This window comes from Zobellia uliginosa, assembly GCF_900156625.1.
GTDB classification, from domain to species: Bacteria; Bacteroidota; Bacteroidia; order Flavobacteriales; family Flavobacteriaceae; genus Zobellia; species Zobellia uliginosa.
In genome coordinates this window covers 915,827-939,580 of record NZ_FTOB01000001.1, presented here as the reverse complement: position 1 = coordinate 939,580, position 23,754 = coordinate 915,827, and the positions used below count along the sequence as shown (strand labels likewise).

19 protein-coding genes are annotated in these 23,754 nt (G+C 44.2%); 14 read left to right on the top strand and 5 right to left on the bottom strand.

Going from position 1 to position 23,754, the window contains the following annotated elements; translation table 11 throughout:
• Positions 1 to 8: 8 nt before the first annotated feature.
• Positions 9 to 1,877 carry a penicillin-binding protein 2 gene (gene mrdA, locus BW980_RS03930; RefSeq protein ID WP_076453603.1) on the top strand — a complete coding sequence of 623 codons (1,869 nt, stop codon included), beginning with the start codon at positions 9 to 11 and terminating at the stop codon, positions 1,875 to 1,877.
• Positions 1,867 to 3,150, top strand: a complete 1,284-nt coding sequence (gene rodA / locus BW980_RS03925) for a rod shape-determining protein RodA (RefSeq protein ID WP_076453602.1) — start codon at positions 1,867 to 1,869, stop codon at positions 3,148 to 3,150. The genes mrdA and rodA overlap by 11 nt, the downstream gene beginning before the upstream one ends.
• Positions 3,151 to 3,197: 47 nt before the next feature.
• Here the strand turns inward: rodA and BW980_RS03920 are convergent, their stop codons facing one another.
• Entirely contained in the window at positions 3,198 to 4,004 is an 807-nt protein-coding gene (locus BW980_RS03920) for a DNA/RNA non-specific endonuclease (RefSeq protein WP_076453802.1), read from the bottom strand.
• A 262-nt stretch (positions 4,005 to 4,266) separates the two neighbouring features.
• On the opposite strand from BW980_RS03920, the gene msrB reads away from it, so the two are divergent.
• The 5 genes from msrB to BW980_RS03895 all read left to right on the top strand — a co-directional run bounded on the left by msrB (position 4,267) and on the right by BW980_RS03895 (position 8,082).
• Positions 4,267 to 4,725, top strand: coding sequence for a peptide-methionine (R)-S-oxide reductase MsrB (gene msrB / locus BW980_RS03915; RefSeq protein WP_076453601.1), 459 nt, complete (start codon positions 4,267 to 4,269; stop codon positions 4,723 to 4,725).
• Positions 4,722 to 5,279, top strand: a complete 558-nt coding sequence (gene msrA / locus BW980_RS03910) for a peptide-methionine (S)-S-oxide reductase MsrA (RefSeq protein WP_076453600.1) — start codon at positions 4,722 to 4,724, stop codon at positions 5,277 to 5,279. Before msrB ends, msrA begins: the two co-directional genes overlap by 4 nt.
• A 106-nt stretch (positions 5,280 to 5,385) precedes the next feature.
• On the top strand, positions 5,386 to 5,799 hold the full coding sequence (locus tag BW980_RS03905; RefSeq protein ID WP_076453599.1) for a DoxX family protein: 414 nt from the start codon (positions 5,386 to 5,388) through the stop codon (positions 5,797 to 5,799).
• A 126-nt stretch (positions 5,800 to 5,925) separates the two neighbouring features.
• The gene (locus BW980_RS03900) at positions 5,926 to 6,414 is read left to right on the top strand and encodes a peptide-methionine (S)-S-oxide reductase (RefSeq protein WP_076453801.1); all 489 of its coding nucleotides are present in this window, start codon (positions 5,926 to 5,928) and stop codon (positions 6,412 to 6,414) included.
• A 327-nt stretch (positions 6,415 to 6,741) separates the two neighbouring features.
• Positions 6,742 to 8,082 (top strand): polysaccharide lyase family 7 protein, encoded by a 1,341-nt coding sequence (locus BW980_RS03895; RefSeq protein ID WP_076453598.1) that lies wholly within the window; start codon positions 6,742 to 6,744, stop codon positions 8,080 to 8,082.
• Positions 8,083 to 8,188: 106 nt separating this feature from the next.
• Here the strand turns inward: BW980_RS03895 and BW980_RS03890 are convergent, their stop codons facing one another.
• Complete coding sequence (locus BW980_RS03890; RefSeq protein WP_076453597.1) at positions 8,189 to 10,312, bottom strand: carboxy terminal-processing peptidase; 2,124 nt, start codon at positions 10,310 to 10,312, stop codon at positions 8,189 to 8,191.
• A gap of 198 nt (positions 10,313 to 10,510) precedes the next feature.
• Here BW980_RS03890 and surE point away from each other — a divergent pair, with 198 nt between their 5' ends.
• From surE to BW980_RS03865, 5 genes are all read left to right on the top strand, one after another.
• Complete coding sequence (gene surE, locus BW980_RS03885) at positions 10,511 to 11,290, top strand: 5'/3'-nucleotidase SurE (RefSeq protein WP_076453596.1); 780 nt, start codon at positions 10,511 to 10,513, stop codon at positions 11,288 to 11,290.
• 64 nt (positions 11,291 to 11,354) lie between these two features.
• Positions 11,355 to 11,639 carry a hypothetical protein gene (locus BW980_RS03880; RefSeq protein ID WP_013992551.1) on the top strand — a complete coding sequence of 95 codons (285 nt, stop codon included), beginning with the start codon at positions 11,355 to 11,357 and terminating at the stop codon, positions 11,637 to 11,639.
• 92 nt (positions 11,640 to 11,731) lie between these two features.
• Complete coding sequence (gene lpxB / locus BW980_RS03875; protein ID WP_076453595.1) at positions 11,732 to 12,844, top strand: lipid-A-disaccharide synthase; 1,113 nt, start codon at positions 11,732 to 11,734, stop codon at positions 12,842 to 12,844.
• 46 nt (positions 12,845 to 12,890) lie between these two features.
• On the top strand, positions 12,891 to 13,445 hold the full coding sequence (locus tag BW980_RS03870; protein WP_076453800.1) for a C40 family peptidase: 555 nt from the start codon (positions 12,891 to 12,893) through the stop codon (positions 13,443 to 13,445).
• 10 nt (positions 13,446 to 13,455) lie between these two features.
• Positions 13,456 to 15,474 (top strand): ComEC/Rec2 family competence protein, encoded by a 2,019-nt coding sequence (locus BW980_RS03865; protein ID WP_076453594.1) that lies wholly within the window; start codon positions 13,456 to 13,458, stop codon positions 15,472 to 15,474.
• Between the two features lie 21 nt (positions 15,475 to 15,495).
• On the opposite strand, the gene BW980_RS03860 is transcribed toward BW980_RS03865, so the two are convergent.
• Together BW980_RS03860 and BW980_RS03855 are read right to left on the bottom strand one after the other, a co-directional pair.
• Positions 15,496 to 16,866: a peptide MFS transporter gene (locus BW980_RS03860; protein ID WP_076453593.1), complete on the bottom strand. Its 1,371-nt coding sequence runs from the start codon at positions 16,864 to 16,866 to the stop codon at positions 15,496 to 15,498.
• Positions 16,867 to 16,994: 128 nt separating this feature from the next.
• On the bottom strand, positions 16,995 to 19,175 hold the full coding sequence (locus tag BW980_RS03855; protein ID WP_076453592.1) for a S9 family peptidase: 2,181 nt from the start codon (positions 19,173 to 19,175) through the stop codon (positions 16,995 to 16,997).
• A gap of 111 nt (positions 19,176 to 19,286) precedes the next feature.
• Between BW980_RS03855 and BW980_RS03850 the strand changes: the two genes are divergently transcribed.
• Positions 19,287 to 20,651 (top strand): hydroxymethylglutaryl-CoA reductase, degradative, encoded by a 1,365-nt coding sequence (locus BW980_RS03850; protein WP_262508137.1) that lies wholly within the window; start codon positions 19,287 to 19,289, stop codon positions 20,649 to 20,651.
• Complete coding sequence (locus BW980_RS03845) at positions 20,648 to 21,562, top strand: GYDIA family GHMP kinase (protein ID WP_076453590.1); 915 nt, start codon at positions 20,648 to 20,650, stop codon at positions 21,560 to 21,562. The genes BW980_RS03850 and BW980_RS03845 overlap by 4 nt, the downstream gene beginning before the upstream one ends.
• A 58-nt stretch (positions 21,563 to 21,620) precedes the next feature.
• On the opposite strand, the gene BW980_RS03840 is transcribed toward BW980_RS03845, so the two are convergent.
• Positions 21,621 to 23,738, bottom strand: coding sequence for a peptidylprolyl isomerase (locus BW980_RS03840; RefSeq protein ID WP_076453589.1), 2,118 nt, complete (start codon positions 23,736 to 23,738; stop codon positions 21,621 to 21,623).
• Positions 23,739 to 23,754: the final 16 nt, after the last annotated feature.

Below are 23,754 nucleotides of genomic sequence, written 5' to 3'. Positions count from 1 at the left end.
CATCTTAGATGAAAAAGTTGCTATTATCATCTATAATCGTAATCATTGGCATTACGTTTCTCGGCAGACTGTCTTATCTACAGATATTCAGTTTCTCGCCCGACCAGGTATTGGAAGACCCCGCCATAAAAAGGGTCTACGATTATCCTGAGCGCGGCTATATTTACGATAGAAACGGGAAGCTACTTGTAGGTAACGATCCAGCTTATGATGTAATGGTAATCCCCAGGGAAGTAAGGGAACTCGACACCCTTGAATTCTGCAGCTTGCTCGGTATCGACAAGGCCAAGTTCAAAAAGGAACTGCACAAAGCACGAGTCTATTCCCCTAGGTTGCCTTCAGTTTTTGTGCCCCAACTTTCAAAAGAAGATTACGCCAGGCTTCAAGAAAAAATGAGGCACTATCGCGGATTCTATATTCAAAAACGCTCATTGCGCTATTACGATACCAAGAGTGCCGCCAATGTACTTGGATATATCAGTGAGGTAAACGATCGTGACCTGGCCAAAAACCCGTATTATGTACAGGGTGAGCTCACTGGGCGCACCGGCGTGGAAAAACAATACGAAGACATCCTTCGTGGTCGAAAAGGGGTGCAGTACATTCAAAAAGACCGCTACAATCGCGATATAGGCAAGTATAAAGGAGGAATAATGGATACCCTTCCCGAACAAGGCTTGGAAATAAACATTACCATAGACAAAACCCTTCAAGAATACGGAGAACTTCTCATGAACGGTAAGCGTGGAGGCATTGTCGCTTTAGAACCTTCCTCCGGGGAGATTTTGGCCATGATATCAGGGCCCACCTACGACCCTTCCCTATTGGTAGGCAGGGAGCGTTCAAAAAATTACAGCAAACTGCATTACGATTCTATATCAAAACCATTGTTCGACCGATCTATTTTGGCCGAAGGTTCACCCGGTTCCCCTTTTAAGACCCTAAACGCCTTGGTCGCACTACAGGAAGGTGTGATTACCCCAAACACAACGGTGCAATGCTACAACGGTTTTTATGTTGGAAGGAAAAAAAGGGGATGCCACTGTGGAGGCGGCCTGCGCAAACTGAACGACGGCATCTACAAATCATGTAACGCCTATTTTGCCGCGACCTTCCGTAAGATATATGACAAATTCGAGACCACTGACGACGGTATGGACGTTTGGGAAAAGCACATGAAGAGTTTTGGTCTCGGCCAATACTTGGGCTATGATCTGCCGACAGGAAAGAAAGGGAGGATCCCCAGCAAGGAGTATTACGACAAATGGTACGGAGACAACCGATGGTCATCTTCATATATCATATCCAACTCCATAGGCCAAGGCGAGGTAGCCGCGACCCCCATACAATTGGCCAATATGACGGCGGCCATTGCCAACCGCGGACACTATTTTACCCCTCATATCTTAAAGAAAGTTGACGGAAAAGACATTAGCATACCCGATTTTGTAGAGCCGAAACATACTACGATCGACAAAAAACATTTTGAACCGGTCATTCAAGGTATGGCCGACGTTTACGAAAAGGGAACGGCCCGATGGCTTCAGATTCCCGACGTCAAAATTGCCGGTAAAACCGGTACGGTAGAGAATTACACCAAAATAGACAGTGTTCGCGTACAGCTTACCGACCACTCGGTATTTGTTGCTTTCGCCCCAGTAGAAGACCCTAAGATAGCTATTGCCGTATACATTGAAAACGGCTACTACGGATCTAGGTATGCGGGCCACATAGCTTCGCTTATGATCGAAAAATACATCAAGGGAGAAATCACCAGAAAAGACCTTGAAAAACGTATGTTAGAGAAAACTTTGGAAAAGGAATATGCCAAACCTTATAGCGGCAAAGAATTCAAGATAAACGAGTATGTCTGGTAAAAGCGTCCTCAAACGTATCGATTGGCTTTCCGTTCTTTTTTATGTATTGCTACTGACCATTGGCTGGGTCAATATCTATTCGAGTACTTTTTCAGAAAGCGATTCGTCTATATTCGATTTCAGCACCCTTCACGGTAAACAACTTTTCTTTATCCTTACCAGTTTTGCATCGATTGTAATCCTGTTGGCCCTCGAAGCCAACTTTTACGAACGCTTCTCCAGTGTACTCTATATCATCTCCATGGTGCTACTGCTCGGCCTTTTCGCTTTCGGAAAGACCATTGCCGGAGCTACTTCATGGTACGACCTGGGTTTTTTCAACCTTCAACCCTCTGAGCTCGCCAAAGTGGCTACGGCCTTGGCCTTGGCCAAATATCTCAGTGATATTCAAACGGACATCAAACGCAATAAAGATCAGCTCTATGCTTTCTTGATCATCTTGATTCCGGCCATACTGATCATCCCTCAACCGGATCCCGGTAGCGCCTTGGTCTTTTTCTCCCTATCCTTTGTTATCTTTAGGGAGGGGCTTCCTATATACTATTTGGGTATTGCTTTCTTTGCCATTCTTATTTTTGTGACGACCTTAATGTTCGGTACAATATGGATCACCATCGGTATCGCCCTTATCTTAATACTCTTCTTTTTGCTCAAAAAGAAGAAATTCAAGGTTCCGGTCATCCCTACGACCATAGCCGTGGTACTGACCATCTTGTTTTCGCTCTCTGTTGATTTTGTCTTCAACAACGTTTTTGAACAACGTCACCGAGACCGATTCAGTCTGTGGTTACGATTAGAGAAAGACCCTGCTAAATTGGAGCAGATCCGAAAAACCATTGGCTACAATACCTATCAATCTGAAAAAGCCATAGAATCGGGTGGTTTCTGGGGAAAGGGTTTCTTGGAAGGAACACGAACCAAAGGCGACTTCGTACCAGAGCAACATACTGATTATATCTTCAGTACGGTGGGTGAAGAATGGGGCTTTTTGGGCACCGCTACCGTAGTATTGCTATTTACCTTTCTATTATTACGGCTGGTCTACCTTTCGGAACGTCAGAAAACCGGCTTTGCACGTATGTACGGTTACGGCGTTATATCCATTCTATTGGTGCACTACTTTATAAACATCGGCATGGTGATAGGCGTATTGCCTACCATTGGTATTCCCCTGCCCTTCTTTAGTTATGGTGGATCGGGACTCCTATTTTTTACGGCCCTACTTTTTATTTTCCTGAAGTTGGATGCCAACCGTCTTAAGGAAGGTATCTAAGATGATAGGCCCACGCCTGTTTTTTTTAGGACTATTGCTTTGGATGGCTAAAAACTGAACTTCCAGCTTCCGGTATCGACCTCGCTTTCCTTTTGGTCTTGTATTTTTTTAGGAAGCTTCCGGAAAAAATCGATTCCCGTACGTTTTTCAACTTCGTCAACGGAAACGCTAAATTGCTTCAAAGGCTTCGAACGCTCTTTTCCTTCCAACAAAAAAGCCAACATCTTTATCTCATCGCCATCGCCCCGGGCTATTACTTTATAATAGTACTCTGGCACATCGACATCTTCTTCACCGATCTCGTCAAGGCCTTCTTCCAAAACTCCGCCCGTAACTACAAAAATTTCCCCATGTCGCTTGGCCCATATACGTACCTGCTTCTCCAACTTATTCCAAATTCCAGCATTGAAATCACGGTCTTGGGGACTGATATTACTAGTGTAAAACGTCTCGTTATACGCTTGTTCGCTAAACCTTCGATCACCTGCCGGGCACAAATGCCCCCTATCATATCCCGAGCCTTTATAATTTCGCCAGTCGGCAGATTTGGTGCGCACCTTGGGATCTTCTATAAAGTAGGGCCTTTTACGATCATCGTTGGTCAGGTGTTCTTTTTTTAAGGAATAGGCCACCCATTCCGCCTGTTCGTAGGCTTCGTTGTACGAAAGCGTAAAATGGCTGTGCTCGACAATTTCCCCCGTTGTGGAGCTCGGCATCAAACTGGAGGCTATTACAGTTTTAGCCCCATCCCCCGACGTATCCGAATAGGTTGCGGGCGTATAAAAATTATCGAACAACCAAAAGCCGACCACGCAGCAAATGGTTAAAATGGTATAGATCGTTTTTCTATTCATGCACTTCAAAAATACGGTAAATTTTAGGTTCGGGCCGATAGACTGGATGTCCGATTCATTTTGGGCGCCCTTATACCCCAACACCAAAAACAAAACTTAGAACAACAATCAAAGCAAGACCAACACACCGATCGGGCTTTTGATGTGTCACTGTAAGTAAAGGCTAAAAATTTCGACGAATAAGCACATTTGCTATAGTACAATGTATTTATTTTGTACTATCATTATTTAGAATGAATTCGTTTAAATAGAAAGGAAGCTTATGCTTACATGGAAAGATGTAATCAATTTTAGTGTAAAGGGAAATCCGGAGCCCGACAGAAGGGTCGAGAAGACCGAGGCCGAGTGGCGTGAGCTCCTCACGGCCGAACAATTCAGGATCACCCGTCAAAAAGGAACGGAGCGTGCGCATTCCGGAGCCCTATGTAGTGCCCACGAAGCTGGAAAATACAACTGTATCTGTTGCGATACGCCTTTGTTCGACTCCACCATTAAATTTGAATCGGGCACAGGTTGGCCCAGTTTTACACAACCCATTAAGGAAAATGCCATCAAATACGAAAAGGATTCTTCCTTCGGTATGATACGGGTTGAAGTCATGTGCAATACTTGCGATGCGCATTTAGGCCATGTATTTCCAGACGGCCCTCCACCGAGTGGCCTCCGCTACTGTGTCAATTCCGAATCAATGCAACTACAAAAAGAAAGCGTTAAAGAATGAGCGATAAAAATTTAGAAATTGCTACCCTAGGCGGTGGCTGTTTTTGGTGTATAGAAGCAGTGTTACAAGAATTGAAAGGGGTTGAAAAACTCGTTTCAGGCTATGCTGGGGGCAATGCCCCCGGAAAACCCACCTACAAAGAGGTCTGTTCGGGGCTTACGGGCCATGCCGAAGTGGTACAGGTCAGTTTTGACCCTTCGGTAATCTCATATCAAGATCTATTGATCGTATTTATGACAAGCCATGACCCCACCTCCCTCAACCGACAAGGCGGCGATGTGGGCACCCAATACCGTTCGGTAATCTTCTACCACAACGATACCCAAAAGACGGTGGCCGAATCCGTAATACAAGAACTATCGTCTTACTTTGAAGACCCGATCGTTACCGAATTGAGCCCGCTTCCCACGTTTTACGACGCCGAGGATTATCACCAAGATTATTACCGCAACAATACCTCTCAAGGTTACTGTAGCGCCGTAATAACCCCAAAGTTGGCCAAGTTAAGGAAAATGCACGCCGACAAGTTAAAACAGGGACAAACGAGCTCGTAACCAGATTCTTGCCATTAATCTACAGTAAATTGCAATTGACCTATCATTCATAAGAAATTGGGTTTTAAGAAAGTAACTTCGGTAAACTATCTTAAAACCCATTTCTATGAAAACCACAAAGCTTTACTACCGTATTGCCCTCTCCTTTTTTTCATTGGCTATCATTTATGCCGTAGCCAATTCTTTCTTCAACTACGAGGCCGTAGTTCTCAAATTTGAAGAATTAGGATACCCAACCTACTTAATATTTGTTTTAGGAAGCGCCCAATTATTGGGGCTGGCCGTTCTTGTTTTCAATAAAAGTGGCTGGGTCCGCGAATGGGCCTATGCCGGATTTTTCCTCAACCTTACTTTCGGAATCATTGCCCACCTATTGGTCAAAGATGGCAATGGCGCAGCTGCGGTTTTCTGTATCGTAGCCCTTTATATAACCTACGTACAGAACAGAAAACTGAACGAACAAAACAAATTGGCCATAAACGATATTCAAACTCGACCTACGCTAGAAACTGTAGCATGATTTGGGCGCTACAGCTTTACATTCGCGATTTAAAGACCTACTTTCCCAGTGGGTCTTTTTATTTTACCCCCCTCGCAAGTATTGGCCCCATACAGCGACAAAAAGAAAGGATACAAATGCGTTTTTATGGAAAAAATAGCTTTGGGCGGAGGTTGCCACTGGTGTACGGAAGCAGTTTTTCAATCCTTACGGGGAGTCGACAGGGTAGAGCAGGGCTTTGTGGCATCAACAGCAAGCCATAATACTTTCTCCGAAGCCGTCATTGTACATTTCAAGCCAGAACGCATTACGTTAAAAGATTTGGTCGAAATTCATCTTCACACCCATAAAAGCACTTCTAACCATAGTATGCGCGATAAGTACCGCTCGGCAGTCTATAGCTTTTCGCAGCGCCAGCACCTTGATGTCATTGGCCTTTTAAAACTATTGCAAAAAGATTTTAGCGCCCCATTAATAACCCAGGTATTACCTTTTGTCTCATTTAAACCTTCAGAGGCCCACTTTCAAAATTACTATATCAGCAACCCTGAAAAACCATTTTGTAAAGCGTATATCGCCCCTAAACTACAGTTGCTATTAAACCAGTTTAGAACCTTGGTCGTCTCAGTCGACTAAAAGGACTTAGACCGAAAAATGCCTATCTACACCTTCCAAAAAACCTACAGCAATTCCGCTACTATCAAAGGAAGTGCAGCTGTATCTCACTATCTAGCCCTCACCTTCCTTTTTTTTCTTACAGAAGCCAAAAGAACCCACCCCTTACAAACACTAACTTCAAACAATTAACCTACAAAATCAATTCACAAAACAAACGGACAAGACTTTATCTTTTAATAGAATTTACCTACTAATATTTTGTTAATATAAAATTAATTAATAACATTACACAACTGGTTAACCAAAGTGGATAACCAATAACCCTAAATTTAATATTGAACTATTATGAAAAAAAATGTATTTACGACGGTGCGCACGGCCTTCAACGGAGACATTATGTGGAAGCTTATTCCCGTATTTTTCCTGGCCTTATGTCTAGGAAGTTGTTCGGAAGAACAAGTCGACCCAGATGAAGAAGCGGTCCTTACCAAACTTTCCACCAATTCCACGGCCATTGGAATTTCTTCGGTCTCGGCCAGCACCTCACAATCACCGAACGTAGCCAGTAATACCCTAGACGGATCTACGTCTACCCGTTGGTCAGGTTATGGTGATGGGGCTTCCATCACATACGACCTTGGCAGTTCGGCCAACATTGATTATGTGAAAATTGCCTTCTATAAAGGAGACAGCAGAAAGACCAAGTATGAAGTTTGGGTAGGTAATTCTACTTCTAGCCTGACGAAAATCAAATCGAAAACCAGTTCAGGTTCTACTTCGGATTACGAAACTATCGACCTCCCCAACTCTACCGCCCGTTATATCAGGATTGTCGGTAAGGGCTATGTGCTTAACAGCGGTGGAAGCACCGTTTTATGGAACAGCATTACCAAATTCCAAGCATGGGGCTCCGGTGGTTCGTCCACTCCCCCTACAAGCGGAAACTCACCCGCCTCAGTTCTAGGCATCACGGCAAACACTTGGAAAATCAACAGTTTTGTAGGAAGCCCAGGCTCATCTGCCACCTATTACGATGACATTACCGATGCCAGTGGCATTTCATACAACACCTACTCCGATGACAATTACTTCTATACCGATGGCGAATGGGTATACTTTAAATGCTACAGAGGTTTGGGCGGTTCGGCCAATTCACAAAATCCAAGGGTAGAGCTACGTGAGATGGACAACGGCAACTTGGCAAGTTGGACCGGCGATAGCGGCACCCACACCATGGAATGGACCGTACAGGTCAACCAACTCCCACAAGATACCGACGGCGATGGCGGGGTACTCTGCTTTGGTCAAATACATGGTCCCAGTAAAAATTCAGACGGTGTTGAAGTCGATGATGTAGTAAGGGTTCAGTTCATTGGTGAAGAAAACCAATCATCGGGATCGGTAAAACTAAAGATTAGCGGCTATGTTACCGAAGAACAAGGAGGCAGCCAAACCTTCAGCGGCTACAGTCTTGACACCACTTACAATTGTAAACTGGTATATTCCGGAGCTTATGTAGAGCTCTTTATGAACGGCTCTAGCGTATTCAGAAAGAAAATGGAAGTTGACGATCTATCTGAAAACTATTTTAAAGTCGGTAACTACTTGCAATCCGTTAAAGGCGCAAGTTATACGGGATCATACGGTTTAGTTCGTATCAAAAACCTAAGCGTAACCCACAACTAAGAAGCTTTACCCCCTCTCTTTTTTTACGATGGGCGGCCCATGCTTTAACAAAAAAAGCCCTGATGTTAGTACATCAGGGCTTTTTCAATATAAACTACTCTTCTTATTATCCTTTTACAGCGGCCAATTTACTCTGCTCTATATTATTTTTTTGTAAGTCCTCCAAAACATTCACGGCTTCCTCAACATACACATCTTTGGCCAAGGCCTTGTGCCATCTGTCACGCTTTTCACGCAAGACCGAATCTTTTGTAAACAATTGCTCTTCATACTTCAATGACTCGAAAGTCAATTTAGAATCGTATTCGCTTATCGCCTTAAAGTAATCGGACCTTTTCTTGTGTTCCTTTTCTTCTTCTCTGTACGTATCGTAGTTCAAGGAAATCTCGGTTTCGTCACTTTCCAGCTTCAACCATTTTGCATTTTCTTCGATCAACTTGATCTGTGGGTTGTTGGCCATTCTTTTAGTGCTATTGGCAATGGTCTTCTCGTAATCGATATAACCATCCCATGGCTTATAATCGGCCGGCGAGATCTTATCCCATTTCAGTGGATTCGCCTGATCCCTTTCCCCTAGATCGATATAGCTGTATTTGTCCGGAACCACCACGTCACTCTTTACCCCTTCGAGCTGGGTAGAGCCTCCGTTGATACGGTAGAATTTTTGTGTCGTGATTTTTATGGCCCCTAAATCGCCATGCTCGTTACTGCGTACGATGTTATCAAGCGGAATCACGTTCTGAACGGTACCTTTACCAAAGGTCTGCTTGCTTCCTATAACAATGGCCCTTTTATAATCTTGCATGGCAGCGGCCAAAATTTCAGAGGCTGAAGCCGAAAGTTCGTTCACCAAGATAACCAAAGGTCCATCCCATTGAATACGTTCGTCTTTATCATCATACACATCCTTGCCCTTGCCCGAAGACCTTACCTGAACGATCGGACCGTCTTTAATAAAGAGTCCGGCCATTTCAACTACGGTCTTCAGAGATCCACCACCATTGTCCCTCAAATCAAGAATCAGTCCTTCGGCCCCTTCTTGTTTCAAGCGCTCAACTTCCTTGGCCACATCGGTAGCCGCGTTTCTCTCGGTATAATCGTCAAAATCTACATAGAACTTGGGTAAATCGATGATTCCGTACTTACGGTCGTCCTTGATGATATTCGCCGACTTGGCAAAAGACTCTTCAAGCTCTACCACATCCCTGGTAAGTTGTACGGTTTCCAATGAACCGTCTATTTTACGCACTGTCAATTCAACCACGGTACCTTTAGGCCCCTTGATCAATTTAATGGCATCGTCAAGACGCATACCCACAATATTGATAGGCTCTTCACCTTCTTGGCCCACTTTTAAGATTTGATCTCCGACTTCCAAACGCGCATCACGCCATACTGGTCCTCCAGAGATAATATCGACAATCTTGGCCCCTTCGGGCTTTTTTTGCAATCGTGCGCCTATACCTTCAAACTTACCCGACATACTGGTATCGAACTTATCCTTTTCATCGGGAGCGAAATAGTAGGTATGTGGATCGAACTCGTCAACAATGGTATTGATGTATTGTACGAACCAATCTTTACGTTGCAGGTCGTTGACAAAATCAAAAAACTCGTCCAAGGTTTTCTTGGTAGATTCCCTGGCGGACTTTTCAGCTTCCTTTTGTGTCATTGGCTTTCCGCCTTCTTCCGGCTTTTCGCCTACCAGTTTCATCTTAGAATCATAGGTTCCCAAGGTGGCGTACTTTAGTTGTTGCCTCCAACGCTCCCTTAGTTCCTTTTTTGAACTGGCAAAGGCCATCTTCTCGTAATCGATATTGATGCTCTCTTTTTTTGAATAGTCAAAAGGTTTCTCCAATACTTCCTTGTACAAGGTTTCCGCCTCGGTCATACGCTGCCTTAACCTTGCATAGACCAAATTGAAAAAAGAGATATCGGTACTCTTGATCTGGTCGTCAAGTTGAAATTTGTATTGCTCAAACTCCTTGATATCTTCCTCCAAAAAATATCTTTTGGTAGGGTCAAGAACATCTATAAAATCTTCAAATACACTGACCGAAAAATCGTCATCGATATTCTTAGGTTCGTAGTGTCCTTTTTCCAAGACATAGGTAATAAGGTCTAAAAGCAATTTGTCTTTATCATCATTCTCAAAAGACTTATTGGTAAAGCTACATGAGGCAACGGATATGAGCATTACCAAAAGTGAATAGGCAAGATTCCTTTTCATATATTTATTTTCGTTTTATTTTTAATAACCAACCCTGGTAAAGGGTGAAGATTGTACTTTTCACACTTAAAAGTAATGAATTCCCTAAGATACTGAAAAAACCATGCCACCCTTTGAGCAAAGGCACTAATTTTTTGTTAAACGAACTTAGGCCGATATGTTCTGTAAAACGTATTTTTGCGCTATAAAGTATTCCGCATGAAAAAACCTTTGATTTTAGTAACGAACGACGACGGCATTACCGCTCCGGGAATACGGGCCCTAATTCGTTATATGAAAGAGTTGGGCGACGTAGTGGTGGTAGCTCCCGACGGGCCCCAATCGGGCCAAGGACACGCCATAACCATAGACAACACCCTATTTTCAGCAAAAATCGTGGTCGACAAGGAGCATGGCGCCCGAGAAGAATACAGCTGTAGCGGCACCCCTGCGGATTGTGTAAAAATGGCACTTCAAGAATTGCTCGACCGCAAACCCGACATCTGTGTCAGTGGCATAAACCACGGATCCAACTCATCTATAAACGTAATCTACTCAGGAACCATGAGTGCTGCCATAGAGGCCGGAATCGAAGGTATTCCCGCCATAGGTTTTTCGCTCTGCGACTATTCATGGCACGCCGACTTTGAACCTGCCGGCGATATCATCAAAAAAATCGTGAGTGAATCTTTGGCCAATGGCATTCCTAAAGGTGTGGTTTTAAACGTAAACATACCGAAAGCGAAAAAGGAGGATATCAAGGGGGTAAAAATCTGCCGGCAGGCCCGTGCAAACTGGAAGGAAAAATTCGATAAACGCAAAAGTCCCGGAGGCAAGGATTACTACTGGCTAACCGGTGAATTTGAATTGCTCGACAAAGGGGAAGATACCGACGAATGGGCCTTGGCCCACAACTATGTGTCGGTAGTGCCTACCCAGTTCGACCTTACGGCCCACCATGTCATCCAGCAACTGAACGGCTGGCATTTTGACCAATAACCAAAAGAACGCTAAAGAAGTATACCTTTGCACCACCGAAAAGAATCGACTAAACTAAAAAAGCATGAACGTTAAAAAAGAACTTGCCATTGGTTTTTTGGTAGGAATTATAGCTAATACCATCGGCACCTTGCTCTACATTCTACTGTTTTCAGATTTCGGTATAGCCGAAACTTTTGAGGCAGCAATACAACAAGGCCACATTGGCAGCCTTTTGGCCTTGGGCGCTATTTTGAACCTTATCGCTTTTTTTGGTTTTCTTCGCATTAGGCGTGACAATAGGGCCAAAGGTGTTCTTATCGCCACGATCCTAACGGCACTGGCCATTCTTTACTATAAAGTTTTTTAAACCATAAAAATTACTCGGGCAAGGGTATACGAATTTTACCTTAACCGAGTTCTCTCTTTTACAGGACAGGTATTAACTGTATTCAATTTGTAATGAAGTACTATATAATTGCAGGCGAGGCATCGGGCGATCTTCACGGTTCCAATCTGATGAAGGCCCTTAAGGCCAAAGACCCGAACGCGGACATCCGATTTTGGGGAGGCGACCTTATGCAACAAGCCGGAGGCACTTTGGTACGACATTACAAGGAAATGGCCTTTATGGGGTTTTTAGAGGTGCTGATGAACTTAGGTACCATTGCAAAAGCCATTAAATTCTGTAAGGCCGACATCCAGAAATTTCAGCCCGACGTCATTGTCTTTATCGACTATTCGGGTTTTAACCTTCGTATAGCCAAATGGGCGAAAGCATTGGGCTACAAGACCAATTACTACATTTCCCCTCAAATCTGGGCCTCTAGGGAAGGACGCATCAAAGACATAAAACGGGATATCGATGCCATGCACGTTATTCTTCCGTTTGAAAAAGATTTCTACGAAAAGAAACACGGCTATCCGGTGAACTTTGTGGGTCATCCGCTTATAGATGCCATTAGCGATCGGAATCCCGTTAACGAGCAAAATTTCCGAAAGGAAAACAATTTAGATCCCAACAAACAGATTATCGCCCTACTGCCCGGAAGCCGGAAACAAGAGGTTCAAAAGATGCTGACCTTAATGTTATCGGTCATCAAAGATTTTTCCGACTATCAATTCGTAATTGCCGGGGCACCCAGTCTCGACCACGATTTCTACCAGCCTTTTCTCAAAAACCCGAACGTAAGTTTTGTTGCCAATAAAACCTACGACCTTTTGAGCATAGCCCATGCCGCCTTGGTCACCAGCGGAACCGCCACATTGGAAACCGCGATTTTCAAAGTCCCCCAAGTGGTTTGCTATCGGGCCAACTGGCTCTCCTATCAGATTGCCAAACGTATCATTACCCTTGAATACATTTCGCTAGTAAACCTGATCATGGACAAAGAAGTCGTAAAGGAGCTGATCCAGAACGACCTGACCACCAAGAATATCCAAACCGAACTGAATAAAATACTTAAAGGGCCGGCCCGTACGGCACAAATTCAAGCTTATGATGCGCTTGAAAAAAAACTGGGCGGTAAAGGGGCTAGTGAGAATGCCGCTAGCCGTATAATAGAAAATGTTTAAATTTGGGTATACCCTTGGTACCCTATCAAGAAAAGGATTTGTGTTCATGCTTCGTAAAATTTTCTACATTCTGTTCGTCTGTTTGCTTGCCAGTTGTGGCAGCTCAAAAAAGAAAGCCGCCCAGAGGGAGCCGCGCAAAATAACCGTAGCGGCCAAAGACACTGACGCCCCTAAAAGAGAACCTAGGCGCGTTAAAAAAACAGCTGCATCCAAGCGCTCGAAAGCCGATGACATTATCGACACGGCCCTTAAATTTTCAGGTGTCCGGTATAAATATGGCGGTACCACAAAAAAAGGAATGGACTGCTCTGGCTTGCTTTACGTGGCCTTTGGCGAAAACGACATAAAATTGCCCCGTACCTCATACCACATGGCCGAAGAAGGCAAGACCATACGTAAGGGCGATATTGAGAAGGGAGACCTCCTCTTTTTTAAGACCAGCAAGCGGAGCAAGCGTATTAACCATGTGGGCATGGTGGTTTCCGTAAAGAACAACGACATCAAATTTGTACATGCCTCGACTTCTAGAGGCGTAATCGTTTCCTCCCTGAGGGAAGGTTATTGGAGCAGCGCATTCATAAAAGCCAATCGAATTCTATAGTCGCTAAACAATGAAGTTGCTTCGCTTCATACCCATTAAACTGACACTGGTTTTAATTTTGGGTATTATAGTGGGCAATTATCTTCAACTTCCCGTTCCTTACCCTATGACAACTTGCCTTGGCCTGCTCGTAGCTTTAGGCATACTACGTTTTAATGATAAATGGAACGAATCGCATCTATTTGGCTACCTAGCTGTCTTGACCACACTTTCCATCGGTGTTTTCGCCACGTCGCTGGCTCGCCCTGAAAACCAGGCAAACCACTATCTCAACCACGATTTTAAGGGAAATCACACTTGGCACATCAAGATTTCGAGGGTGTTGAAGCCCACGTCCTTTTCCGATAGATATATTGGCGAAATTCGAGGGTTTGACCAACAAAGGGCCAGAGGTAAGATACTGCTCAACCTTATCCCTGATTCCACCCTTCAAAAATTTCAAGTCGATGACGAATTGCTATGGTACGGAAGCATTGCAAAAACGAGAGAGGCTTTGAATCCGCATCAGTTCAATTACAAAGCATACCTAAACGGTCTGGGCATATCCCATCAAATACAGATGACGCCCAAGACATTTATCCCTCTTGAAAATGCCTCTTCAAGCCTATACGGTCTGGCCGCAAAGACGCGTAACCACATCATCTCCCAATTACGGAAAGCCCGTTTTGGCAAAGACGAACTAAGCATTATCCAAGCCTTGCTCCTTGGGCAACGCAACGATATTTCCGAAGAAACCTATACAGATTACAAAAACGCGGGCGCCGTTCATATTCTAGCAGTCTCGGGACTACACATCGGTATTTTGTTGCTATTGCTACAGTTTCTTTTACGCCCCCTTGAGCGGCTTCCTAAGGGAAAAGGTATAAAACTGGCCTTGACCGTAATTTTACTATGGGGCTTTGCCTTTCTTTCGGGCCTATCGGCCTCGGTCGTAAGGGCGGTGACCATGTTTTCGTTCTTGGCCTATAGCATGTATCTCAACCGACCGAACAATACGTTCAACATTTTGGCCCTATCCATGTTCTTCATTCTGTTGGCCATTGACCCGAACCTGCTCTTTCAGGTAGGTTTTCAAATGAGCTATACGGCAGTGCTGGCCATCGTTTGGTTCTATCCACGGCTACAAAAGTTGTGGCTGCCCAAAAACTTGGTCGTTCGCAAGGCTTGGGAGCTACTATCGGTAAGTATAGCCGCACAGTTGGGCGTTCTCCCGATAGGCCTATTCTATTTCCATCAATTTCCGGCTTTGTTCTTCATAAGCAACCTGCTGATCGTTCCAGCACTGGGTGCCCTATTGGGAATCGGTATCTTGATCATTCTATTGGCCCTGGCAGACATCTATCCTGACCTCCTGATCAGCGCTTACGACACCCTAATCGGATATATGAACTCCATCATTGCCTGGGTAGCACAACAAGAGACCTTTGTTTTCAAGAACATCCCATTCGACGGGGTTCAAATGGTACTGGCCTATGCCGGACTTTTGTGCCTCGCCTTACTGATCGTCCGGCCAAATTTCAAAAAGGTGCTCGCCCTTGCCATGACGGTCATAGCATTTCAGTTGTGGCTGCTATATTGCCATTACCACGCTTCAGAAAAAAATGTTCTACTTCTAGTCCATCAAACCAAGAACACCGCCTTCTTTCTCCAAACGGGAAAAGAACTACGGGCCATAAGCTCGGACACCGCCCGCCTAGGCAGCATTATCCGCGATTACAGCCTTGCTGAGCGAATTTCCGACATCTCCTACCCCAACCTTAAGAACAGTTATGTATGGAAGGATAAAAAGCTTTTGGTCATAGACAGTCTTGCCGTCTATCCCGAAGACAATAGGCAAGTCGATTATCTTATCCTTACCCAATCGCCCAAACTCAACCTTGAAAGGGTCATCGCCAAATTAGAACCACAGTGTATTATTGCGGATGGCAGCAATTACAAAAGCTATATAGACCGGTGGAAGCAGACCTGCCTAAAAAGAAAACTCCCTTTTCACGCTACTGGCGAAAAGGGAGCTTATTATTTCTATTGATATGATCCGCGTCTCAATTTCTTATGAAGCATCGGCACTTGTCATTTTCCTTTCGTTATCTTCCGCCCCATGTGTCAAAGCTTTTAGTTTGCTCAAAAACAACCATACCAAAGCACCGAATAGAATACAGAAAATAGCAATACCCGTAAACACCTTATATTCTCCAAATTGCGATGCGGACTCTCCTAGAATACCTGCCAATTTATTTCCTAGGCCTGTAGTAGCAAAGTATAGCCCCATCATTAATGAAGCATATTTCGCCGGAGCCAATTTGGTCACGAATGAAAGCGATACGGGCGACAGGCTCAATTCGCCAACGGTATGAAACAAATACGCCAAAACCAACCAGTACATAGCTGATGATCCCGTACTTTGATACTGTGCCGTTGCCGCTGTCATGAACAAAAATCCCGTACCCATGATAATAAGCCCCATTAACATTTTAAACAGTGAGGATGCATGTTTGCCCTTCAACTTTCGTTTAGCCCAATAGCCGGCAACTGCCGTTCCGAGGGTAATAATAAAAAATGAATTAGCCGCCTGAAACCATGAAGCCGGAACTTCCCATCCGAACAGCATTCTATCCGTGTAATCCTTGGCATACAGATTCATTAAGCCCCCTGCCTGTTCGAAGGCTCCAAAAAATACGATTACCATCAAGAAAGATATGATCAAGACAACAACCCTATCCTTTTCAATTTTCGTCAAGGGTCTTTTCAATGATTCCCGATCCTCTACATTTTTCGATTTTCCTAAATAGTCACCTACACCGTAGAGGTATTTTTGACCAAGAACAAATTGAACCAGGCCAAAGAACATACAAATTCCCGCCAGTCCAAAACCGTAGTGCCAGCCATAAACCTCACCTACGTACCCAACTATTAAACTAGAAAGAAATGCCCCGATATTGATGCCGATATAAAAAATGGTAAATCCCTTATCCCTTCTTATATCATCTTTTTTGTACAAACCTCCTACCATAGTGGAAATATTAGGCTTTAGCATACCAACACCCGAAATAATGAATCCCAGACCTGTGTAAAACGCCCACATTTCCTCAATAGCCAAAATACTATGGCCAATAACAAGAAGAATCGCCCCTAGAATTACCGACTTCTTTTGCCCAAGGATCCTATCTGCAATAATTCCGCCCGGTATAGAGGCCACATAAACCAACATAGTGTACCAACCGAAAAGCGCCAACGCCTCATTGTTGGTCCAACCCAAACCAGGATTGACCTCGGAGGTCTTTGTGACCAGATACAAAACCAAAATAGCCCGCATTCCATAATATGAAAACCGTTCCCACATTTCAGTGAAAAACAGGATGTATAAACCTACCGGATGCCCGAACAGCTCTTTTTCATGCGGTGCCTTTTCTACTAATGCCATAAAATTTGTTATTTGTTAAATTGATTTCTATCGAGATTAGCTTAAAAGCCGATTAAAATAGCCTTTTTTATCGGGTCCTCCTTCTTATCGCAAGAACTTCCTTTACTAATCTTTGTTGCTTTGGTCGTTTATTTTTTGGGCTGCAAAAGGTGCTCGCCCAAAAAGTTCGTCATTTTATTAAAAAGATGTACTCGGGTGTTCCCTCCGTAAATCCCGTGGTTTTTATCGGGATAAATGGCCCAATCAAACTGTTTGTTGGCCTGTACCAGTGCTTCTATCATACGCATTGAATTCTGCACATGTACGTTATCGTCACCCGATCCGTGAACCAATAAAAAATCACCTTTTAACATTTCAGGATAGTTCAGCGGGGAGTTTTCATCGTAACCTGCCGGATTTTCCGCGGGCGTACGCAAAAAGCGCTCCGTATAAATGGTATCATAAAAACGCCAAGTAGTAACGGGTGCTACGGCAATGGCCGTTTCAAAGACATCGTTTCCTTTTAGAATACAATTGGTAGCCATATGCCCGCCAAAGCTCCAGCCCCAAATTCCGGTTCTGTTTTCATCTATGTAAGGCAATTTACTCAGCTCCCTTGCGGCTGCGATTTGGTCTTCCGTTTCATACTTTACCAAGTTTAGGTAGGTCGATTTTTTAAAGTCGGCACCCTTAAAGCCTGTTCCCCTGCCATCTACACAAGCCACTACATAACCTTGGGAAGCCAATTGTTGGTGCCATAGATCACGGGCATCCAACCAACTGTTGGAAACGCTCTGCGATCCGGGGCCACTGTACTGGTACATCAATAAAGGGTATTTTTTAGAAGGATCGAAATCTTTTGGTTTCACCATATACATATTCAACTCGTTACCATTGATGGTTATGGTGGAAAACTCTTTCTCACTAAGTTCGTAAGCCTTCAATTTGGCCATTAAGGCCTCATTGTTTTTTATTTCCTTTACCTCCTTACCGCTAAGTGCTTTTCGCAAGGTATATACAGGTGGGGTTTTGGCATTGGAATAGGTATGGATAAAATAGGTAAAATCAGCACTGAAATCAGCCGAGTTCGTACCTGCTTCGACGGCCAAGGCCTTTTTCTTCTTTCCATTACTTTCAATACTGTATACGCCTCTATTGATAGAGCCGTTCTCGGTAGATTGATAATACACCTTGTCTTCCTTCTGGTCATACCCATAGTATCGGGTGACCTCCCATGGGCCTTTGGTTATCTGATTAACTAGACGCCCATCTTGATCATGAAGGTAAATATGGTTATATCCGTCTTTCTCACTGGTCCATATAAAGCTATCGTCTGCCAAAAAAGTTAAGTTGTCGGTGATATCAACATAGGCCTTGTCTTTTTCTTCAAGCAAGACCAAAGCCGTATTGTTCTTTGCGTTTACCGAATAAAGCTTCAAGTCGTTCTGATGACGGTTCAGGGTCTGGACACTAAGATAGTTCGGGTTGTTCATCCACTTGATACGCGGAATGTAATAGGGGTCGTTTAAATCTACCGCTGCCGTGCTTCCGGACTTCACATCGTACAAATGCAAACTCACCTTGGCATTGGCCTCACCGGCCTTAGGGTATTTGAACGTTTCTTGACTTGGGTACAGGTCGGCTCCAAAAACATCCATGGAAAACTCGGGTACCTCGCTTTCATCGAAACGCAAGAAGGCTATTTTACTTCCATCGGTATTCCAATCAAAAGCTCGGACAAAGGCAAATTCCTCTTCATAGACCCAATCGGTAACCCCGTTAATAATCTTGTTCTTCTCCCCATCCGTTGTAAGTTGCTTTGTATTTCCCGAAAGTAAATCGAACAAATACAGGTTGTTCTTGCTCACATAGGCCACTTTTGTTCCGTCAGGTGATAGCTTAGGCTCTTGTATCTTGGTATCTGAAACCTTGGTCAACTTTTTCGACTTTAGGTCATATACATAAAAAATACCAAGGGTAGAGCGTCTAAAAATAGACTCTAATTCCGTAGCCAAGAGCACCTGTGATTCATCATCACTAAACTGGTACGAGCTAAAACCATCTATTCCCGACAAATCGGCCGAACTGACGATGGTCTCGACCTTTTTCTGACTGGCATAATCAAATTTATCAATGGTGGTAGCCCCATTCGCCCCTCTGTTTAAAATGGTGTATTGTTTCCCATTTTTCATCGACCTAAGGACATCAAGCCTTTCAATAGAAAATTCCCCACCATATACTGCCTCTACTGTAATAACTTGTTTCTCTTGAGCATATGAAAACGCCAAAAAGGCGAAGACAAAAGAGAAGCTTAAAACTAATTTTCGCATAGAATGTTATAAAAAGATTAAATCGCCCAAGTTTAGTGATAATTTTACAAAGATTTAAACTTTAAATCATAAAAATCCCTTGTTTTATCGTGCTTTATCTCAATCTCAGGTATAAACCATTATCATTATCTTTACCGACCGAAACCAAAAGCTATGACCCAGCCCATTGAGGGATTCTCAAAACTGACGAAAGAGCAAAAAATAGATTGGCTAACGACCCATTACACATCAGACCCGGAAGCGGCAAAGGCACTGCTTAAACGGTACTGGAATGTAGCCGAGGACGTTCAGCAGTTGCACGACGAATTTATAGAAAACACCATTACCAACTACTACCTTCCCCTAGGTATCGCCCCCAATTTCCTGATCAACAACAAGCTTTACGCCATTCCAATGGCCATAGAAGAAAGCTCCGTCGTAGCGGCAGCTAGCAAGGCGGCCAAATTCTGGCTCGACAAGGGCGGATTTAAAACCCAGGTTCTAGGAACGGAGAAAATTGGACAGGTACACTTTATGTACCACGGCGACAAAGAGCGGCTTACCGCGTTCTTTGAACAGGCACACCCCAAGCTTCTTTCCGATGCTTCGGCCATTACCAAGAACATGGAAAAAAGGGGCGGCGGCATCAACAAGATCGAGCTACGCGACAAAACCGATGCCCTCGACCACTATTACCAGCTGCACTGCACCTTTGAGACCCTCGATGCCATGGGGGCCAACTTCATCAATTCTTGCCTCGAGCAGTTTGCCAAGACCTTTAAGGCCGAAGCCCGATCCTACCCTCTTTTTTCGGAGGAAGAAAAGGCCATAGAAATTGTAATGAGCATCTTATCGAACTATGTCCCCGATTGTTTGGTACGCGCGGAAGTAAGCTGCCCAGTGGAAGAATTGAAAGGCGGAAACAGCGAATCGTCACGGCAATTCGCCGAAAAAATGGTACAGGCCGTCAATATAGCCAAGGTAGAGCCCCATAGGGCCGTTACCCACAACAAGGGTATCATGAATGGTATAGATGCCGTTGTTCTTGCTACAGGCAACGATTTTAGGGCGGTTGAAGCGGGCATACACGCCTATGCCTCAAAAGACGGGTCATACACAAGCCTCACCCATGCCGCCATAGAAAACGGAACCTTCAAATTTTGGATCGAGCTGCCCCTGGCACTCGGCACCATTGGCGGACTCACAAGTCTTCACCCATTGGTAAAATTGGCCATGGAAATATTAGGAAAACCATCGGCCCAAGAGTTGATGCAGATCGTTGCCGTTGCGGGCCTAGCGCAAAATTTTGCGGCAGTACGCTCTTTGGTCACCACCGGTATTCAAGAAGGCCATATGAAAATGCACCTATTGAACATCTTGAACCAGCTCGGGGCCACGGAAGATGAAAAGAAAACCTTGACCCACCATTTTAAAAAACACTCGGCCACACACAATGCAGTAGTAGAGGCCTTTGAAAAGCTGAGGAACACCAAATGACAAAAGAGTTCTACAGTAACGGAAAACTGCTTCTAACCGGCGAATATGCCATACTTGACGGTGCATGCGGACTGGCCGTACCCACAAAATTCGGACAGAGCCTAAAAATTAGTCCGAACACCACGCGTGAACTTTCATGGCAGAGTCTTGATGAAAAGGGAGACACTTGGTTCAAGACCACCTTGGACATCGACAAAGTACTGAACCCTAAAAACAGACCATCGGGCGAATCGGTAGACGAGGTATTGATCCGACTTTTGCAGGAAGCAAATCAACTGAACCCCGATTTTCTTTCAGAAAGCCAAGGAATTGAAGTAGAGACCCGACTGGATTTCCCAAGGGATTGGGGACTCGGTTCTTCGTCTACCCTAATCAACAACATAGCCCAATGGGCCAAAGTGGATGCCTTTCAATTATTGTGGAATGCTTTTTCAGGAAGTGGATATGACATTGCCTGCGCCCAAAACAACAGTCCGATCCTCTACCAAGTAAAAGAAAAAAAACCTAGAGTGAAGCCCGTTGAATTCAACCCGAAATTCCTAGACCGCCTTTTTTTCGTGCATTTGGATAAAAAACAGAACAGTCGCGAAGGGATCTCCCAATATCGAAAGATGGAATTCGACAAACTTAGGCTGACCGAGAGCGTGACCCGGCTTACCCAAGAAATATTGAAGTGCGAAGACCTACCCACTTTTAAAACCCTTCTAGAGCGCCATGAAGCCTTATTATCGCGAACACTCCAGACACCAACTATCAAGCAACAACTTTTTCAAGACTATCCGGGAACCATAAAAAGCTTAGGGGCATGGGGCGGTGACTTTGTTCTGGTATCTGGAAACCAAAGCACCCCCGAATACTTCAAGAAAAAAGGATATCCTACGACCTTGAATTACACCCAAATGGTTTTGTAATAATAAAAAAGGCCTTTCTTGAGAAAGGCCTTTTTTATATATCGATAAGTGTATTTTCTTAATAGAAAACCGCTCGGTTATCCTCAACTTCGGCGGCATCTTTCAAGGCTTGATAAACCGCTGTGCTTACCCTAGCTTCACGAGAAGACTTTACAGCATTCGCATATGTACTATAGTTATCCAATTTAGGCGCTTCGGTCCTTTTGGTCACGGTCAACATATAAACCCCGGTATTGCCTTCAATCAAACCTGAAGTAGCACCTTCTTTCATCGCAAAGGCAGTACCTACAACGGCCGGTTCCGAACCTGCTCCGGGAATAGTCGGTGACTTTACGGTCAAAGCGGTAGCCGTCGAAACGCTCACATTGTTATCCTTGGCCAAATCATCGATAGACTTGCCTTTATTAGCGGCGATAATTTGCTCGGCTTTTCTTTCTTTTCTGATTTTAGGCAGTACAATTGCCGATGCATCCTCTACCGACATCAAGCCTTCGTCGTATGTTTTGGTCAATTGCACCACGGCGTATCCACCTACCAAATCAAAACGTTTGATATCACCAATTTGGGTTTCTTCATTAAAGGCCCATTGTACGATACTTCTTTGCTCACCAAGGCCCGGCAAGTTTTCATCGGTAGCCTTGACCTTGTTCACTGGGCGAACAACGTATTTGTTTTCCTTTGCCAAATCACCAAAAGCCTTATCGGACTCTATTGAATTCATTTCAAATTTGGTGGCATCGGTAAACAATTTGCTAGTTGTTTCTTCGGATGGCTCGATTTCACGGGCCAATGTCGCTATTTGAACAATATCTTGTTTATCGTCGATTTTTATCACGTGAAAACCAAAGCTGGTTTCTACCATACCAATGGTTCCTACGCTGTTCTGAAAGGCGAAATCATTAAACTCAGGTACCATTCTTCCCTCTTGGAAATATCCAAGATCTCCTCCGTTAGGCGCTGAAGGACCATCGGAGTTATCGCGGGCCAACTCAACAAATTTGGCATCTTTCTTTCGGGCTTCCGCAAGCAAACGCTTGGCCTCGGTCTCGGCCTCCTCTTTGGTACGGGTAATATCAGGATTGGCACGATCCGCTCCTTCATATGTAATAAGAATATGGCTGGCCTTTACCGTACCATTTATTTTTCTTCCAACCATTCTGGAAACCTTGAAGTAATCGCCATCCCTGTAAGGACCATAAAGCTCCCCTACCTTCAAGCTCATTAAGGTGTCGGCAAATTTGGCGGGCAATTCCCTTTTCGATTTATAGATCGTATCGAATTTGATATCCGAGTTACGGTCTAAGAACTCCGCTATATCCTTGGTAGTCCTAAAACCGGCAATAGTATCGGTCTTATCGGTCTGCGCATTGTATTCTACGGCATCTTCGATCAACTTGGCTATTTCCCCCTTTACGGCATTCTCATCTTCGACAGAAGGCTTTTCCTGAAAATAGACAAACTGAATATCCCTAGCGGGCTCTTGCCTAAAATCTTTCTTATGTTCGTTAATGTACGATTGGATTTCACTTTTTGACACCGCGATGGTACTATCGGCAATGCTAGTAAACGGAATGCGGACATATTTGATATCCATCTTATCGTTGGCCAACTTATAATCGAACTCCCCTTCTTTCAAGGTTGCCCCTATTCCTGCCCTGATAAGGTTAAAATACGTTTGCTGTTTGGCACTCTGAATGATGGCCTGCTCATCTTGCAACCACAAATTGTACTGTTCGGGATTGTTCACTTTAAGCTCCGCGATAAAGTTCCTGAACTTGTTCTGGTCGAACACACCGCTCTCGTTTTGAAATTGAGGGCTCTGCGAGTAAGAAGGAATGGTACCGATATAGTTCAAGATTTGATCTTGTTCGATATCAACCCCCAACTCTTCGAACTGTTGCCCTAAAATGGCATTGCGAACCTCTTGTTCGTAAACTTGGTTCACTGTTTGCATGGTAGAAGGGTTCGCCGACCTTCGGGAAGCGACATCCACTTTTTGACGAAATGCGTCGATTGAAATTTCCTCTCCATTGATTTCAGCTATACTAGAGCCTACTTTTCCCCCGCTAACACCTCCATTGGTAAACACCCCGGAAATTACAAATGCGAAAAGGGCCAAGCCAATAATCAGTATTAGAACAGTTGTCCGTTTTCGTATGTTTTCTAAAATTGCCATTAATTAGGATTTTTTT

Bases quoted from the DNA above. Each gene is read 5' to 3' on its own strand.
- mrdA (WP_076453603.1), top strand. From the start codon at position 9: ATGAAAAAGTTGCTATTATCATCTATAATCGTAATCATTGGCATTACG.
- rodA (WP_076453602.1), top strand. From the start codon at position 1,867: ATGTCTGGTAAAAGCGTCCTCAAACGTATCGATTGGCTTTCCGTTCTT.
- BW980_RS03920 (WP_076453802.1), bottom strand. From the start codon at position 4,004: ATGAATAGAAAAACGATCTATACCATTTTAACCATTTGCTGCGTGGTC.
- msrB (WP_076453601.1), top strand. From the start codon at position 4,267: ATGCTTACATGGAAAGATGTAATCAATTTTAGTGTAAAGGGAAATCCG.
- msrA (WP_076453600.1), top strand. From the start codon at position 4,722: ATGAGCGATAAAAATTTAGAAATTGCTACCCTAGGCGGTGGCTGTTTT.
- BW980_RS03905 (WP_076453599.1), top strand. From the start codon at position 5,386: ATGAAAACCACAAAGCTTTACTACCGTATTGCCCTCTCCTTTTTTTCA.
- BW980_RS03900 (WP_076453801.1), top strand. From the start codon at position 5,926: ATGGAAAAAATAGCTTTGGGCGGAGGTTGCCACTGGTGTACGGAAGCA.
- BW980_RS03895 (WP_076453598.1), top strand. From the start codon at position 6,742: ATGAAAAAAAATGTATTTACGACGGTGCGCACGGCCTTCAACGGAGAC.
- BW980_RS03890 (WP_076453597.1), bottom strand. From the start codon at position 10,312: ATGAAAAGGAATCTTGCCTATTCACTTTTGGTAATGCTCATATCCGTT.
- surE (WP_076453596.1), top strand. From the start codon at position 10,511: ATGAAAAAACCTTTGATTTTAGTAACGAACGACGACGGCATTACCGCT.
- BW980_RS03880 (WP_013992551.1), top strand. From the start codon at position 11,355: ATGAACGTTAAAAAAGAACTTGCCATTGGTTTTTTGGTAGGAATTATA.
- lpxB (WP_076453595.1), top strand. From the start codon at position 11,732: ATGAAGTACTATATAATTGCAGGCGAGGCATCGGGCGATCTTCACGGT.
- BW980_RS03870 (WP_076453800.1), top strand. From the start codon at position 12,891: ATGCTTCGTAAAATTTTCTACATTCTGTTCGTCTGTTTGCTTGCCAGT.
- BW980_RS03865 (WP_076453594.1), top strand. From the start codon at position 13,456: ATGAAGTTGCTTCGCTTCATACCCATTAAACTGACACTGGTTTTAATT.
- BW980_RS03860 (WP_076453593.1), bottom strand. From the start codon at position 16,866: ATGGCATTAGTAGAAAAGGCACCGCATGAAAAAGAGCTGTTCGGGCAT.
- BW980_RS03855 (WP_076453592.1), bottom strand. From the start codon at position 19,175: ATGCGAAAATTAGTTTTAAGCTTCTCTTTTGTCTTCGCCTTTTTGGCG.
- BW980_RS03845 (WP_076453590.1), top strand. From the start codon at position 20,648: ATGACAAAAGAGTTCTACAGTAACGGAAAACTGCTTCTAACCGGCGAA.
- BW980_RS03840 (WP_076453589.1), bottom strand. From the start codon at position 23,738: ATGGCAATTTTAGAAAACATACGAAAACGGACAACTGTTCTAATACTG.